The sequence below is a fragment of the Tistrella bauzanensis genome (genome assembly GCF_014636235.1).
Taxonomy (GTDB): domain Bacteria; phylum Pseudomonadota; class Alphaproteobacteria; order Tistrellales; family Tistrellaceae; genus Tistrella; species Tistrella bauzanensis.
In genome coordinates this window covers 15,634-30,167 of record NZ_BMDZ01000019.1, presented here as the reverse complement: position 1 = coordinate 30,167, position 14,534 = coordinate 15,634, and the positions used below count along the sequence as shown (strand labels likewise).

The 14,534-nt window shown below is 65.3% G+C and carries 15 protein-coding genes; 3 read left to right on the top strand and 12 right to left on the bottom strand.

Features of this window, described 5'->3' with window-relative positions:
• Nucleotides 1–58: 58 nt before the first annotated feature.
• The 3 genes from hflX (at nt 59) to groL (ending at nt 3,628) form a co-directional block, all read left to right on the top strand.
• Nucleotides 59–1,411, top strand: a complete 1,353-nt coding sequence (gene hflX, locus IEW15_RS09930; RefSeq protein WP_188577418.1) for a GTPase HflX — start codon at nt 59–61, stop codon at nt 1,409–1,411.
• Between the two features lie 163 nt (nt 1,412–1,574).
• Nucleotides 1,575–1,865, top strand: a complete 291-nt coding sequence (gene groES, locus IEW15_RS09925; protein WP_188577348.1) for a co-chaperone GroES — start codon at nt 1,575–1,577, stop codon at nt 1,863–1,865.
• Between the two features lie 116 nt (nt 1,866–1,981).
• Complete coding sequence (gene groL / locus IEW15_RS09920) at nt 1,982–3,628, top strand: chaperonin GroEL (RefSeq protein ID WP_188577345.1); 1,647 nt, start codon at nt 1,982–1,984, stop codon at nt 3,626–3,628.
• A gap of 219 nt (nt 3,629–3,847) precedes the next feature.
• Here groL and IEW15_RS09915 read toward each other — a convergent pair whose 3' ends face one another.
• From IEW15_RS09915 to metG, 12 genes are all read right to left on the bottom strand, one after another.
• Entirely contained in the window at nt 3,848–4,603 is a 756-nt protein-coding gene (locus tag IEW15_RS09915) for an SDR family NAD(P)-dependent oxidoreductase (protein ID WP_188577344.1), read from the bottom strand.
• Between the two features lie 48 nt (nt 4,604–4,651).
• Complete coding sequence (gene mazG, locus IEW15_RS09910) at nt 4,652–5,488, bottom strand: nucleoside triphosphate pyrophosphohydrolase (RefSeq protein WP_188577342.1); 837 nt, start codon at nt 5,486–5,488, stop codon at nt 4,652–4,654.
• A gap of 170 nt (nt 5,489–5,658) precedes the next feature.
• The gene (locus IEW15_RS09905; protein WP_188577340.1) at nt 5,659–6,681 is read right to left on the bottom strand and encodes an LLM class flavin-dependent oxidoreductase; all 1,023 of its coding nucleotides are present in this window, start codon (nt 6,679–6,681) and stop codon (nt 5,659–5,661) included.
• A gap of 652 nt (nt 6,682–7,333) precedes the next feature.
• Nucleotides 7,334–7,948 (bottom strand): DUF2076 domain-containing protein, encoded by a 615-nt coding sequence (locus IEW15_RS09900; RefSeq protein ID WP_188577338.1) that lies wholly within the window; start codon nt 7,946–7,948, stop codon nt 7,334–7,336.
• Between the two features lie 107 nt (nt 7,949–8,055).
• Entirely contained in the window at nt 8,056–8,775 is a 720-nt protein-coding gene (locus IEW15_RS09895) for a Bax inhibitor-1/YccA family protein (protein ID WP_188577336.1), read from the bottom strand.
• Between the two features lie 146 nt (nt 8,776–8,921).
• Nucleotides 8,922–9,692, bottom strand: coding sequence for an anti-sigma factor (locus tag IEW15_RS09890; RefSeq protein WP_188577334.1), 771 nt, complete (start codon nt 9,690–9,692; stop codon nt 8,922–8,924).
• Complete coding sequence (locus IEW15_RS09885) at nt 9,676–10,239, bottom strand: sigma-70 family RNA polymerase sigma factor (protein ID WP_188577332.1); 564 nt, start codon at nt 10,237–10,239, stop codon at nt 9,676–9,678. The genes IEW15_RS09890 and IEW15_RS09885 overlap by 17 nt, the downstream gene beginning before the upstream one ends.
• An 87-nt stretch (nt 10,240–10,326) precedes the next feature.
• Nucleotides 10,327–10,665, bottom strand: coding sequence for a YkvA family protein (locus IEW15_RS09880; RefSeq protein ID WP_188577330.1), 339 nt, complete (start codon nt 10,663–10,665; stop codon nt 10,327–10,329).
• A 95-nt stretch (nt 10,666–10,760) separates the two neighbouring features.
• Nucleotides 10,761–11,237: a hypothetical protein gene (locus tag IEW15_RS09875; RefSeq protein WP_188577329.1), complete on the bottom strand. Its 477-nt coding sequence runs from the start codon at nt 11,235–11,237 to the stop codon at nt 10,761–10,763.
• Between the two features lie 27 nt (nt 11,238–11,264).
• Nucleotides 11,265–12,095 (bottom strand): MBL fold metallo-hydrolase, encoded by an 831-nt coding sequence (locus IEW15_RS09870; protein ID WP_229707978.1) that lies wholly within the window; start codon nt 12,093–12,095, stop codon nt 11,265–11,267.
• A gap of 15 nt (nt 12,096–12,110) precedes the next feature.
• Nucleotides 12,111–12,914, bottom strand: a complete 804-nt coding sequence (locus IEW15_RS09865; protein ID WP_188577327.1) for a TatD family hydrolase — start codon at nt 12,912–12,914, stop codon at nt 12,111–12,113.
• 33 nt (nt 12,915–12,947) lie between these two features.
• On the bottom strand, nt 12,948–14,504 hold the full coding sequence (metG, locus tag IEW15_RS09860; RefSeq protein ID WP_188577325.1) for a methionine--tRNA ligase: 1,557 nt from the start codon (nt 14,502–14,504) through the stop codon (nt 12,948–12,950).
• Between the last annotated feature and the right edge of the window lie 30 nt (nt 14,505–14,534).

Below are 14,534 nucleotides of genomic sequence, written 5' to 3'. Positions count from 1 at the left end.
CGCATGAAGGAGCGGCTTGTCCGACGATCAGATCAAATTGAGAACCGGTGACGACGGTATGGGCGATGGACCGGCCCGGGCACTGGTGCTCCAACCGGACATCAAGCAACAACGCCGCAGCCGTGGCCCGGCGCCGGCTGCCGCTCTGGTGGATGACGATCCCGACGCGATCCGCGGCATGCGTGCGCGACTGGACGAGGGCATGGCCCTGACCACGGCCCTTGGGCTTGAGGTCGCCGAGGGCGTCGTGGTGTCGGTGGCGCGGGCGCGCCCGGCCACCTTGTTCGGCTCCGGTAAGGTCGACGAGATCAAGGCACAGCTTGAGGCCGCCCCGGTCGATCTGGTGGTGATCAACCGGCCGCTGACACCGATCCAGCAGCGCAATCTTGAAAAGGCCTGGAACGTCAAGGTCATCGACCGGATCTGGCTGATCCTGGAAATCTTCGCCGATCGGGCACGGACCCGGGAAGGCCGGCTTCAGGTGGAGCTGGCGCGGCTCGGATATCAGCGCAGCCGTCTGGTGCGCAGCTGGACCCATCTTGAACGCCAGCGCGGTGGCCGCGGCTTCCTGGCCGGCCCCGGTGAAAGCCAGATCGAGACCGACCGCCGGATCATCGACGACAAGGTCGCGAAGCTGAAGCTGCAACTGATCGAGGTGGTCCGTACCCGTGAACTGCACCGAAAGAACCGCCGTGAGGTGCCCTATCCGGTGGTGGCGCTGGTCGGTTATACCAATGCCGGCAAGTCGACCCTGTTCAACCGGGTGACCGGTGCGGCGGTGGTCGCCAAGGATATGCTGTTCGCGACCCTGGATCCGACCATGCGGGCCCTGGAACTGCCCTCAGGCCGCAGGATCATCCTGTCCGACACGGTGGGCTTCGTATCCGAATTGCCGACCGGCCTGATCGCCGCCTTCCGCGCGACGCTGGAAGAGGTGAAGGAAGCGGCGCTGATCATCCATGTCCGCGACATCGCCGACCCCGATACCGCGGCCCAGCGCCGCGACGTGCTTCAGGTGCTGGGCGAGCTGGGCCTGGGACATCGCCTGCCGCATGACGTTCTGGAATTCCGCAACAAGCTGGACCTGCTCGATGGCGATGCACGCGATCAGGTTCTGAACGAAGCGGCGCGTGCCGACGACGCGGTCGCAGGATCGTCGATGACCGGCGAGGGGCTCGACGGGCTGCTGCGCGCCATCGATGCAAGGCTCGCGGTCGGCGACGAACTGGCCGATTTCGACGTGCCGCACAGCGATGGCCAGGCGCTGGCCTGGCTCTATGCCCATGGCGAAGTGGCGGCACGCGCGGATGACGAGGCGGCAGCCCATGTCTCGGTCCGCCTGAAACCCCAGGACATCTCCCGCTTTCAGGCCCGCTGGCCCCATCTTTCCGCGCCGGATTCCGACACATGATTTTTTTCGGCCGGCCGGTGATTTTTTTCGGCCGGCCGTCCTTGAACGAATTGCTAGCACTCTTACCTGAGGAGTGCTAAACAGCCCGCGTGATGCTGGCGATAACCGCATCCCCGCGGGCCGGCACATCCTCAGAGAACCGCTCAGACTGGAGAGATTACCCATGGCGATTCGTCCGCTGCATGATCGCGTCGTTGTGCGCCCGATCGAGCAGGAGCAGAAGACGGCCGGCGGCATCATTATCCCCGACACCGCCAAGGAGAAGCCGCAGCAGGGCGAAGTTGTTGCGGTGGGCAATGGCACCCGCGGCGACGACGGCAAGCTGGTGGCGCTCGACGTGAAGGTCGGCGATCGCGTGCTTTACGGCAAGTGGTCGGGCACCGAGGTGAAGGTCGATGGCCAGGACGTTCTGATCCTGAAGGAGCAGGACATTTTCGGCGTGATCGAGGGCTGATCCCTCTCAACGGCCGCATCTCTGGCCCCGGGTGACCGGGGCCAATGACGATCTTCAGGGATGCCGCGCCCATACGGGTGCGCCCCTGTCACAATTCGAGCTTTCGAGGAACGAACATGGCTGCCAAGGAAATCAAGTTTGGTAATGACGCCCGCGTCAAGATTCAGCGCGGTGTCGACGCCCTTGCCAATGCCGTGAAGGTGACGCTGGGCCCCAAGGGCCGCAACGTCGTGATCGAGAAGTCCTTCGGTGCGCCACGCATCACCAAGGACGGCGTCTCGGTCGCCAAGGAAATCGAGCTGTCGGACAAGTTCGAGAACATGGGCGCCCAGCTCGTTCGCGAAGTTGCCTCGCGCACGGCCGACAATGCCGGTGACGGCACCACCACCGCCACCGTCCTCGCCCAGGCGATCTTCAACGAGGGCCTCAAGTCGGTTGCCGCCGGCATGAACCCGATGGATCTGAAGCGCGGCATCGATCAGGCGGTGATCAAGGTCGTCGAGACCCTGAAGACCCGGTCGAGCCCGATCAACACCTCGGACGAGATTTCGCAGGTCGGCACGATTTCGGCCAATGGCGAGCGTGAGATCGGCGAGATGATCGCCGAGGCCATGCAGAAGGTTGGCAAGGAAGGCGTCATCACGGTCGAGGAGGCGAAGAGCCTGCTGACCGAGCTGGACGTGGTCGAGGGCATGCAGTTCGATCGCGGCTATGTCTCGCCGTATTTCGTCACCAATGCCGAGAAGATGGAAGCCGAGCTTGAGAGCCCGCTGATCCTTCTCTACGAGAAGAAGCTGTCGAGCCTCCAGCCGATGCTGCCGGTGCTTGAGTCGGTGGTTCAGCAGAACCGCCCGCTGCTGATCATCGCCGAGGACGTCGAAGGCGAGGCCATGGCCACCTTGGTGGTCAACAAGCTGCGCGGCGGCCTGCGCGTCGCGGCCGTCAAGGCCCCCGGCTTCGGCGATCGCCGCAAGGCCATGCTGCAGGACATCGCGATCCTGACCGGCGGCCAGGTGATCTCGGAAGATCTGGGCATCAAGCTTGAGACTGTCACCATCGACATGCTCGGCACCGCCAAGATGGTCCGCATCACCAAGGACGACACCACCATCGTCGACGGTGCGGGCGAGAAGGACGAGATCCAGGGCCGCGTGGCGCAGATCAAGGCGCAGATCGAGGAGACCACCTCGGACTACGACCGTGAGAAGCTCCAGGAGCGTCTGGCGAAGCTGGCCGGCGGCGTCGCGGTGATCCGCGTCGGTGGCGCCAGCGAGACCGAGGTGAAGGAGCGCAAGGACCGCGTCGACGACGCGCTGCATGCAACCCGCGCCGCGGTCGAAGAGGGCATCGTTCCCGGCGGCGGTACCGCGCTGCTGTATGCCATCTCGGCGCTCGAAGGCCTGGCTGGCGCCAATGCCGACCAGACCACCGGCATCGACATCGTCCGCCGTGCGCTGAGCCGTCCGGTTCGCCAGATCGCCGACAATGCCGGCGTCGATGGCGCGGTGATCGCCGGCAAGCTGCTGGAGAGCACCGACACCAACTGGGGCTTCGACGCCCAGAAGGGCGAGTATACCGACCTGGTGAAGGCCGGCATCATCGACCCGGTGAAGGTTGTCCGCAGCGCCCTGCAGGACGCTGCATCGGTTGTCGGTCTGCTGATCACCACCGAGGCGATGATCGCCGAGAAGCCCGAGAAGAAGGACTCCGCTCCGGCCGGTGGCATGGGCGGCATGGGTGGCATGGGCGGCATGGATTTCTGATCCAGCCAAACCCGGTCCACCCTGGCCGGAGCCTTCTGGTTCCGGGCAGGATACAAGATCAGGCTGCGGTCCCGGAAACGGGGCCGCAGCCTTTTCTTTTTCAGGTGCGAGCGACCATCTGCCATGCCAACGGTTCGTCGCTCCGCCGCATGCCCACGAAAAATGTCCGCCCGGCACATGCCGGGCGGACGTCTCTTCAGATGATCGTTGCCTGATGCGTCAGCCGCGCTTGATCGCGAAATTGTTGAACGCCTGCATCACCGGCATCAGTTCCAGCGTGTTGACATTCACATGCCGCGGCATCTTGGTCACCCAATGGATGACGCCGGCAATGTCGTCGGCGCTCATCGGGGTCATGCCCTCATAGACCTTCGAGGCACGGCTGTCGTCGCCCGAAAACCGCACCAGACTGAATTCGGTTTCCGCCATGCCCGGCTCGATGCAGGTGACGCGGACGTTGGAGCCCAGAAGGTCGGCGCGCAGGTTAAGCGAGAACTGATGCACGAAGGCCTTGGTGCCGCCATAGACATTGCCGCCCGGATAGGGATAGGTGCCGGCGACCGAGCCCAGATTGATGATGTGGCCGCGATCGCGCGCCACCATGCCCAGCAGCACCGCGCGGGCCATGTAGGTGACGCCCTTGATGTTGGTGTCGATCATGGTGTCCCAGTCGTCCAGATCCGCCGACTGGGCCGGGTTGAGGCCGCGGGCGAGACCGGCATTGTTGATCAGGACGTCGACGGCATCGAACGGTGCGGGCAGGGCGGCGATTGCGGTTTCCACCGCCGCACGGTCGCGGACGTCGAGGGTGACGACGTGAACCTCGCCGCCAAGCTCGGCCTTCAGCGCCTCAAGCCGCTCGGTCCGCCGCCCGATCAGGACGAGGCGATCGCCCGATGCCGCATAGGCGCGGGCGAGGGCGGCACCGAAGCCGGCAGTGGCGCCGGTGATCAGTACGGTCAGACGGTCGGTCATCAAGAAATCTCCCTGGGGGATCTGGTCGGGTGGGTGATGGTCGGGTGGTCAGGTGGCGGCATTGGTGCGAGCCTTTGCCATCTGCCACAAAGCCTCCAGCCGATCGGCATCGACTGGGGCGGATCGTTCTTGCGGATCAAGCTGTTGCTCGACAGACCGGAATCGACGCTCGAACTTGGCATTGGCCAGTCGGAGCGCATCTTCGGCATCCATGTCGAGCTTGCGGGCGAGCTGGGCGACGGTGAACAGCAGGTCGCCGACCTCTTCGCGCATCGCATCGGTCGGGCCGGCAGCCATCGCTTCGCGCAGTTCCGCGGCCTCTTCCTCGACCTTGTCGAGAATGCCGCCGGCATCGGGCCAGTCGAAGCCGATCCGGCCGGCACGCTTGCCGAGTTTGGTGGCTCGCATCAAGGCGGGCAGGGCGCGGCCGACATCGTCCATCAGGCTGGCCGGCTCTGTGGCGACGCCCTTGGCGGCGCGTTCTTCGGCCTTGATATCTTCCCAGCGCCGCTTCACCTGCGGAATGCCGGCTGCATCCGGCGCGGCATCATCGGCAAACACATGCGGATGCCGGCGGATCATCTTGGTGACGATCGCCTCGACCACGTCGGGGAATGCAAAAGCGCCGGCCTCTTCGGCCATGCGCGCGTGGAACACCACCTGAAGCAGCAGGTCGCCAAGTTCGTCGGCGAGATCGGCCATGGCGCCCCGGTCGATGGCGTCGGCGACCTCGTATGCCTCTTCGATGGTATAGGGCGCGATGGTCGAGAAATCCTGCGCCAGATCCCATGGGCATCCGGTGTTCGGATCGCGCAGCCGCGCCATTACCGCGATCAGGGCATCGATCTGGCGGCGGTTGCGGAGGAATGCGGCATCATCGGTCATGACGGGCAGGGCCTTAGGCCTTGAGCGGGTGAGGTCGGAGCGCGGGCGGCCTGGCCCCGGACGGGCACCATCCTCCGGCGCTCCTTTCTACCGCTCCCTCGCCGACCGGTCCATGATGAACCACCTCTGGCCCATGGTGTGGACCGGACGTGGCCCGGTAGATCGATGGATCAGGCCGCGTTGGCGGCGTGATCCCGCAGCTCGGCCACGATGCCGTATGAGCGCTGGCGCGCGGCCTGATCATAGACGGCGGCGTTGATCATGACTTCATTGGCGCCGGTGGCGTCCAGCAGGTGTTCCAGCCCGGCGGCCACCGTCTCACGGCCACCAATGACCGAGGCGCCGAGGAAACTGGCCACAGCCTCGGCCTCACGGGCTGTCCACAGTGCATCCATGCTGTCGACAGGCGGCTGCATCGGCTTCATATCATTGCGGATCAGGTTCAGAATATGCTGCTTGGCCGATGTCGAGAGATAGTCGGCCTCGGCATCGGTTTCGGCGGCGATGACATTGGTGCCGATCATCGCGTATGGCGCGTCCAGCACCTCCGATGGCTCGAAAACGTGACGATAGATCGCCAGGGCCTGCATCATATAGCGTGGCGCGAACTGGCCGGCGAAGGCAAATGGCAGACCAAGACGGCCGGCAAGTTCGGCGCTATAGCCGCTGGAGCCCAGCAGCCAGATCGGCACATTGGTGCCTTCGCCCGGAATCGCGCGCACGGCGTAAGGCGAGGGTGCCTCCGGCGTGCGGAGGTAATTGCGCAGCTCTGCCAGCAGCGGCTGGAAATCGTCGCCCTGAGCGGTCAGGTCACGGCGCAGCGCCCGTGCGGTCATGCCGTCGGTACCCGGCGCCCGGCCAAGCCCCAGATCGATGCGGCCGGGATACAGCGTCTCAAGCGTGCCGAACTGCTCGGCCACGATCAGCGGCGCGTGGTTCGGCAGCATGATGCCACCAGATCCGACTCGGATCGTCGACGTGCCGCCGGCAATATAACCGATCAGCACCGCGGTCGCCGAACTGGCGACACCGGGAATGTTGTGGTGCTCAGCAAGCCAATAGCGGGTGTAACCCAGCCGCTCGACATGGCGGGCCAGCGCCAGGCTGTCGGTGAAGGACTGGGCGATGGTCTGTCCGGCCCGGATCGGCGACAGGTCCAGGACGGAAATCGGGGTTTGGGCAAGCAGGCTCATGAGATCGACTGGCTCCGTATCGGGGCGACCTTGTACAGGCCCCATATATAAGACCGATCCGGTCGGGATTGCACCATCCCGCCGTAATGATTTTCAATCGGTAAATCGCATAAGCTATATTATGGAAAATAAGGTTTGGCTCGATATCCAGGACATTCCGTCTTTCCAGTGGCTTCGCAGAGATATGTCATGTCGTCCAACCACAGGCCCTTTGCCATCCATCGGTATATCTTCATGGATACGGCTGCATGGTGCGGTGATATCGGCACTCCCTGGAATGGTCGCGACGCCGACGCCGGACAGGCCGTTGGCCTCTTCCTGACTGAACTGACTGGCCTGCCCTTCCCGGGCTCGCGAGACTTCAGCACCAGCAGGCATTGCATAAAAAAAGCCGGGGAACGGTCTTCGAACCGTTCCCCGGGAGATAGTCACGTCCGCATCGGCGACCGATCCGGGGGCAGCCGGATCGGATGGGCAGGCCTTCGGAGGTCAGGGCGGACCGCCGAAGGCACGACCGGCAAGCGGGCAAAGGTCGATGCTTGGCCGGTCGGTGGTCGATGGTCGGCATCATCGTGCCGGCCATCGAACCTGGTGTGGCTGCCCCGGGGCATAATAGCGATCAGCGCTCGGGGTGGCCGAAATTCCGGTCTCGTCAGAACAGCTCTTCGTCGCCACCGAAGAAGCCGCCGTCATCCGCCGCCATGTCGGCGGCGGGATCCATCTCTTCAGGCATCGGCTCTTCCGGTGCGGCCGCCATGGCCTCATCGGGGCTGAGCATGCCGGCGATCATGTTGCCGAGCACGACACCGCCCGCAACACCCATAGCGGTCTGTGCGGCACCGGCCAGAAAGCCACCGCCACGGCGGTGCTGCTGAGCCTGCGCGCCCCAGGGAGCGCCGCCCGGCTGCTGCTGTTGATATCCCGGCGCCCCGCCCGGCTGCTGCTGGCCATAGCCGGCAGCCGCGCGTGGCTGCGGTGCCGGCTGCGGTCCGCGGTTGCCGCCACCGAACAGGCTGGACAGAAACCCGCCGCTGGCCGGCCGCGATGCCAGCGTCTGTTCAAGCTCTTGAATCCGCTGCTGGGCTGCGTTCAGCGCATGTTCCTGAACCACGATGGTCTGCGCCATGTAATAGGGCGCCGCCGGGTGGCTCGATACCTGCTGGCGGATCACCGCGTCGGCCTCGGCATCACGCGGGCCGGCATTCTGCTCGACCTGTCCCAGCCTGGCGAAAAGGTCGTCGATGGCTTTGCGGTCCTGAGCGTCCATGACGTCAATGGTTCCCTGATGAAGAGAGACTTGGATGGTTGTTGCGGGTGGAAGGTGCCGCCCCCTGCCCCTGCATGGCGCAGAGGCAGGGGCGGACGATCGTTGGATCATTCCTCGCGCTGGCCGGTCAGGCTCAGCAGAAGCTGGAACAGGTTGACGAAGTTGAGATACAGCGAGAACGCCCCGAACACGGCCAGCTTCTGGGTCGATTCCGCGTCCCAGTTTTCCGAGTACTGTTCCTTGATCGACTGGGTGTCCCAGGCGGTCAGACCGACGAAGACCAGCACACCGATCACGGAGACCGCGAACTGAAGCATGGTCGAGCCGACGAAAATGTTGACCAGGCTGGCGATCACCACACCGATCAGGCCCATGATCAGGAACGAGCCGAACTTCGACAGGTCACGCTTGGTGGTATAGCCATACAGGCTGGTGGCACCGAACATGGCAGCGGCGATGAAGAAGGTGCGCGCGATGCTGGCCCCGGTGAACACCAGGAAGATCGACGACAGCGACAGACCCATCACCGCACAGAAGGCCCAGAACGCCATCTGGGCGCCGGCGGCCGACATCTTGTGCATGCGGAACGAGAACACCAGCACGAAGGCCAGCGGCGCCAGCATCACCACCCATTTGAGCGGGGTGCTGAAGATCGGCACATACAAGGCCGGCGTGGTGCCGACCAGGAAGGCGACGATGCCGGTCAGGACCAGGCCCAGGCCCATATAGTTATAGACCCGGAGCATGTGCCGCCGGAGGCCCTCGTCGTAAACGGCGCCGCGGGTCTGGCCCTGGACGGCTTCGCGGGCGAAGGGAGGCAGGTTCATATGCGTTCAGTCCCCGTTGCAGGACCGCTTTCAGGGCCATGCCCGCCATGATGGCGGGCACATGACACCTGTGGGTCCGGATCGTTTGTGGTCGTCTTTGAAGGGCAGGACGCCCGGCGCCGGCCGCCCTGCCCTTCGCCATGTTCTCAGTACAGACTGCGGGCTAGGCGGTCCGCAGCCGCCCCCAGATCCCGCAGATCGGCGGCACTGGCGGTCAGCACATAAGCCTGATCGCCGATCTGCCAGAAGGCGGCAGTGGCGGCATCGGCCTTCACTTCCTGCGGCCAGGAGACGGCGAAATCGTCGACCCTGACCGCGAACAACGACATCCGGCCCAGCTTGCGATCATCCAGGGTCAATTCGACGCTGGGGCCATCGCCAGCCGGGAAAACCTGCACATCCACCACCTGCCAGTCAGCGGGAAGCTGCGGCAGCGCGATCCGGGTCACGGCGCGGATCTCGTCGGCATCAAGATGCGCCGCCACCACCGCCGAACTCATCGACTGACGCAGCAGGGCCACCTGATGGGCAACCAGCGCCTCATCGACGAAAGCCGGCGGAGTCGGCGCCGCCTCGCTGGTGGAAATGCCGCCGAACTGGCCATGGGCCGCCCAGCCGATCGACAGCAGAGCCACGATGGCGGCAGCGCGCTGGAAACGGCGGGCAACGCCGGTGAAGGCGAGGCCACGCTCCAGTCGTCGGCCGGCTTCCAGCAGCCGCGGCGTAGACCGGCCGGACGGGGCCGCGAAGGCAATCCGCAGGGCATCGCGGGTGCGCAGATCGGCCATCACCTGGGCAGCAACATCCGGATGGCGGGACAGATAATCCTCCACGTCCATCCGCCGTGCGATGTCTAACTGGCCGTCGACATAGGCGTGCAGGTCGAAATCGGGGATGCGTTCAGTTGGCACGGTCATCCGATCCTCCCACCACACGCAGATGCGGTATCACATCGCCGGCGGCTGTCGTCGCGGCGTCGGCTGCGTCTTCCATCGCCCGCAAGGCCGCACGGGCGCGGCCGATCCGTGACATCAGTGTCCCCACCGGCACATCCAGTGTGGCCGCCGCATCCTGATAGGACATGCCTTCGATGGCGACCAGATGCAGGGCTTCGCGCTGTTCGTCAGGCAGGCGCAGAAACGCCCGCCGCACCTGATCCAGGCGCACGACGCCATCCTGCGACGGCTCGACATGCAGCGGATCCAGGCTGGCGGCGTGATTGTCGCGCGTGGCGCGGGCACGGCTGGCGCGTCGCGCCGAGATGAAGGTGTTGTGCACGATCGCCAGCAGCCAGGCCTTCAGATTGCCGCCGCTGCGAAAGCTGCCGCGGCGCTCATAGGCCCGCACCAGCGCATCGTGAACGAGATCCTCGGCCTCGGCCTCGTCGCGGGTCAGCACCCGGGCGTAACGCCGAAGCGCGCCCAGTTCCCCCACCACATCGAAGCCACTGCGATTTGTGTTCATATCCTGTATACGCAGCAACGGCCGGGTTTCATCCCGGCCGTTGACGATTTTTATCGAGGGGGTGGCTTTTCAGGGCGGGTGGGCCGGTCAGAACCGCCGGCTGCCGGCGTCGGCCGGGGCGTTGGAGGGGCCGAACCAGCGGTCCAGCACCCGGTCGACCCGGCCACGGTGATCAGCCATCACGTGTTCGGGCGTGCGACGACGCGCCCAGCGCATTCCGAAGCCCACCACCGCCAGATCATCGATCACGCCGATGATCATCAGGAAGTCGGGGATCAGATCCAGCGGGCTGATCGCGTAAAGCAGCACGCCCAGAATGGCCATGCGCGCCGACCAGCTCTGCCGGCGGTCACGAAGGCTGGAGATCAGGGCAAGGGCATCGCGCCCGAGCAGGGCAGCGATGCGAAACAGGCGCAGTCTGGCCATGGCTGGCTGCGTCTCCCATGATGCGACACGGGCAAGACAATCTTCCCGTCTGACGCACAAATGGGCATGCCGGCGCCGGTTGCCAAGGGGGGCGATCAGCCCCGGTCGCGACGCCCCTGCCCGCCCTGACCAGGGCTTCCCCGATTCTGGCCGCCCTGACCAGGGCCACCCTGCTTTCCGCGACGGCCGGCACGGTCGTCGCGGCGGCTGGCGGGGCCGGCCTTGCTTGCCGGCGTTCCACCATTGGCGCCCGTACCGGTGTCATGCGTGGTCGAGGTACCGCGACCCGCCGCCAGCATGCGCAGACCATGAACTGCGATGCCGCCGGCCAGGGTCAGGATCAGAGCTGACGCAACCACGATGCCGAAGGCGCCGCCTTCCAGCGGTTCATTGAAGGCCACCCGATAGATCATGCCCCGGAACAGGCCGAAGAACAGGCCGCCGGCGGTGAGCATCCACAACAGCGTGATCAGCGGCCGCTTCAGCCGCCAACCGATGGCGATACACAAGACCCACAGAATCGGATCACGCATGGTTGCATAGACAATGGTCTGAATGGCCGTCTGGTCCATGGGGCGAGGCCTTCAAGGCGGGGGCGGTCAGGCCGCGCTGTGGGGCAGGTCGAGGCTGAGGCCGTCATGGCCGGGAACGACCCCGTCCGGCAGGCGCGCCGCCAGACCGGCATAGCCGATCTCGTGATTCATATGGGTCAGAACCGCCTGTTCGGGCCCGACCCGGCCGATCCATTCCAGGGTCTGGTCCAGCCAGGAATGGGTCATATGCGGCCGTTCCCGCAGACAATCGACGATCCATAACCGGGTGCCGGCCAGCACGTCGAAGGCGGCGTCGTCCAATGCGTTGACATCGGTCGAATAGGCGATCGGCCCGAAGCGGAATCCCAGGCTGGTGACCCGGCCATGGGTCTGGGGGAAGGCCCGCACCGGAATGTCGCCGATGGTGAACATCCCGTCCGGCGCGATCCGCATCGCCTGCGCCGTCGGCGGATACAGCGGATTGGGCCGGGCCGGGTTGGGGAATACATAGCGGAAGCCGTCATGCAGCCGGTCCATGGTGACATCGTCGGCATAGACCGGCATCGGCCGGTCGGTGCGGAAGGCGAACGGCCGCAGATCGTCGATGCCATGGATATGATCGGCATGGGCATGGGTGTAGAGCACGCCATCCAGCCGGTCGACCCGCTCGCTCAACATCTGGGCGCGGAAATCGGGGCCGGTATCGACCACGATGCGGGTGGTGGCGGTCTCCACCATGATCGAGGCCCGCCGCCGCGTGTCGCGCGGGTCGGTCGACAGGCAGACCGGGCAGCCGCAGCCGATCACCGGCACGCCGGTGGATGTGCCGCAGCCCAGCACCACCACCCGGATGCGGCCCGGATCGGGCGGCGTGCGCGGGTGCGGATATGCGGGCATCGGCGACAGCATCGTTCAGCCCGCCGCCGCGGACAGGGCCGGTCGCACGGCCTTCGAGAACAGCCGGTAGAAATTGTCGGTGGTCGCCATGGCCAGATCCCCGGCCGATACGCCCTTCAAATCTGCCAGGAATGCCGCGGTATGGGCAACAAAGGCCGGTTCGTTGCGTTTGCCGCGCTTCGGGACCGGCGCCAGATAGGGCGCATCGGTTTCCACCAGCAGCTTGTCCAGCGGCAAGCGCTTCACGGTCTGGCGCAGCTCCTCGGCATTGCGGAAGGTGATGATGCCCGAAATCGAGATCGACAGCCCCATCGCCAGTGCCGCATCGGCCAGCCGGTCGGTGCCGGTGAAACAGTGGATCAGGCCGGGGAAGACCCCCTGCCCCATCTGGCGTTCCAGCACCGCGATGGTGTCGTCATCGGCATCGCGGGTGTGGATGATCACCGGCAGACCGGTGGCGCGTGATGCGGCGCAATGGGCCTCGAAGGTGCGGATCTGGTCCTCGCGCGGGCTCTTGCCGTAATAGTAATCAAGCCCGGTCTCGCCGATGCCGATGACCTTGGGATCATCGGCCGCCAGCCCGATCAGGGTTTCGGCCGCGACCGGGCCTTCAGGGCCGGCCTCATGGGGATGAATACCGACCGAGCACCAGACATCGTCATGGGCGGCGGCAACCGCCCGCACGCGCTGATAGGTCGACAGCCGGGTGGAGATGGTCTGGAAGGCCCGCACACCCTGGGCGCGGGCGGCATCCAGAATGGTGTTCAGCTCGCCGTCGAAATCGGCGAAATCCAGATGGCAGTGACTGTCGACCAGCATGATATCCGTCACGGTTCCTGTTGGCAGGGTGGCTCAGCCGGCGCCGGGCGCCGGTGCCGAGGTATCGATACGGGGGAAGATGGGCTGCGGCTGGGCGATGTCACGGCCCGGCAGCAGCGCATGGGCGGTGCCGACGGCCTTGAAATCCCGGTCATCGGCGGCGACGCCCAGGAAATCCAGCACACGTGCCGCCGATGTCGGCAGGAAGGGCTGCACCACCAGCGCCAGATGGCGGATGGTCTCCATCAGGATGTACAGCACCCGCGCCATGGCATCGGGATCGGTCTTCCGCAGGGTCCAGGGCGCTTCCCGGTCGATATAGCGGTTGGCGGCACCGACAGTGGCCCAGATTTCTTCCAGCGCCTTGTGATAGCTCTGCGCCACGATCAGCGGCCGCACCCGTTCGACCAGCCCGTGGGCATCGGCGATCAGCGGTTCCTGAGCCAGAAGCGAGGCGTCAACACCCGGCGAGGGCACCTTGCCGCCGCAATTCTTCTGCACCATCGACAGCACGCGCTGCACCAGATTGCCGAAATCATTGGCGAGGTCGTTGTTGATCCGGCCGATCATCGCCTGGCGCGAGAAATCGCCGTCATTGCCGAAAGGCACTTCGCGCATCAGGAAATAGCGGGTCTGATCAAGACCATAGGTCGACACCAGATCATGCGGATCAATGGTGTTTCCGATGCTCTTCGACATCTTCTCGCCCTCGATCGTCCACCAGCCATGGGCGAAGACCCGGCGCGGCGGCGTCAGGCCGGCGGCCATCAGGAAGGCGGGCCAATAGACCGCGTGGAAGCGCACGATGTCCTTGCCGACGGTGTGATGCACGGTCGGCCAGAACACCTTGAACCGGTCGTCGGTGGTGTCGGGATAGCCGATCGCGGTGAGATAGTTGGTCAGCGCGTCGATCCAGACATACATGACATGCGCCGGATCGCCCGGCACCGGCACGCCCCACGAAAACGTCGTGCGCGATACCGACAGGTCATGCAGGCCGCCACGGATGAAGCTCAGCACCTCATTGCGGCGGCTGGCGGGCTGGATGGCCTCCGGGTTGCGTTCGTAATGCGCCAGCAGACGATCGGCCCAGGCGGACAGACGGAAGAAATAGCTGGGCTCCTCCACCCATTCCACCTCGGCGCCGGTCGGGGCCTTGCCGCCGACCAACTCGCTTTCCTGATAGAACGCCTCGTCGCGCACCGAATACCAGCCGGCATAGGAGCCCAGATAGATTTCACCCTTGTCGACCAGGGTCTTCCACAGGGCCTGACAGGCGTCCCGGTGACGCGGCTCGGTGGTGCGGATGAAATCGTCATTGCTGATGTTCAGCAGCTTGGTCAGCTCGCGGAAACGCTCCGACACGTCATCGGTGAACGCCTGCGGGTCGATGCCCTTCGACTCGGCCGATTTGGCGACTTTCTGGCCGTGCTCGTCGGTGCCGGTCAGGAACATCACCCGCTTGCCGTCGAGCCGCATGAACCGGGCTATCACGTCGCATGAAATCGTCGTATAGGCATGCCCGATATGGGGCTTGTCGTTGACGTAATAGATCGGCGTGGTGATGTAAAACGCGTCGGCCGCGGACATCGGCTGGCTCTCCAGATCCCGGACAGGGGC

Bases quoted from the DNA above. Each gene is read 5' to 3' on its own strand.
- IEW15_RS09900 (WP_188577338.1), bottom strand. From the start codon at position 7,948: ATGGACGCTCAGGACCGCAAAGCCATCGACGACCTTTTCGCCAGGCTG.
- IEW15_RS09865 (WP_188577327.1), bottom strand. From the start codon at position 12,914: ATGCTGGTCGACAGTCACTGCCATCTGGATTTCGCCGATTTCGACGGC.
- IEW15_RS09885 (WP_188577332.1), bottom strand. From the start codon at position 10,239: ATGAACACAAATCGCAGTGGCTTCGATGTGGTGGGGGAACTGGGCGCG.
- groES (WP_188577348.1), top strand. From the start codon at position 1,575: ATGGCGATTCGTCCGCTGCATGATCGCGTCGTTGTGCGCCCGATCGAG.
- mazG (WP_188577342.1), bottom strand. From the start codon at position 5,488: ATGACCGATGATGCCGCATTCCTCCGCAACCGCCGCCAGATCGATGCC.
- groL (WP_188577345.1), top strand. From the start codon at position 1,982: ATGGCTGCCAAGGAAATCAAGTTTGGTAATGACGCCCGCGTCAAGATT.
- hflX (WP_188577418.1), top strand. From the start codon at position 59: ATGGGCGATGGACCGGCCCGGGCACTGGTGCTCCAACCGGACATCAAG.
- IEW15_RS09895 (WP_188577336.1), bottom strand. From the start codon at position 8,775: ATGAACCTGCCTCCCTTCGCCCGCGAAGCCGTCCAGGGCCAGACCCGC.
- IEW15_RS09875 (WP_188577329.1), bottom strand. From the start codon at position 11,237: ATGGACCAGACGGCCATTCAGACCATTGTCTATGCAACCATGCGTGAT.
- IEW15_RS09915 (WP_188577344.1), bottom strand. From the start codon at position 4,603: ATGACCGACCGTCTGACCGTACTGATCACCGGCGCCACTGCCGGCTTC.
- metG (WP_188577325.1), bottom strand. From the start codon at position 14,504: ATGTCCGCGGCCGACGCGTTTTACATCACCACGCCGATCTATTACGTC.
- IEW15_RS09890 (WP_188577334.1), bottom strand. From the start codon at position 9,692: ATGACCGTGCCAACTGAACGCATCCCCGATTTCGACCTGCACGCCTAT.
- IEW15_RS09880 (WP_188577330.1), bottom strand. From the start codon at position 10,665: ATGGCCAGACTGCGCCTGTTTCGCATCGCTGCCCTGCTCGGGCGCGAT.
- IEW15_RS09905 (WP_188577340.1), bottom strand. From the start codon at position 6,681: ATGAGCCTGCTTGCCCAAACCCCGATTTCCGTCCTGGACCTGTCGCCG.
- IEW15_RS09870 (WP_229707978.1), bottom strand. From the start codon at position 12,095: ATGCCCGCATATCCGCACCCGCGCACGCCGCCCGATCCGGGCCGCATC.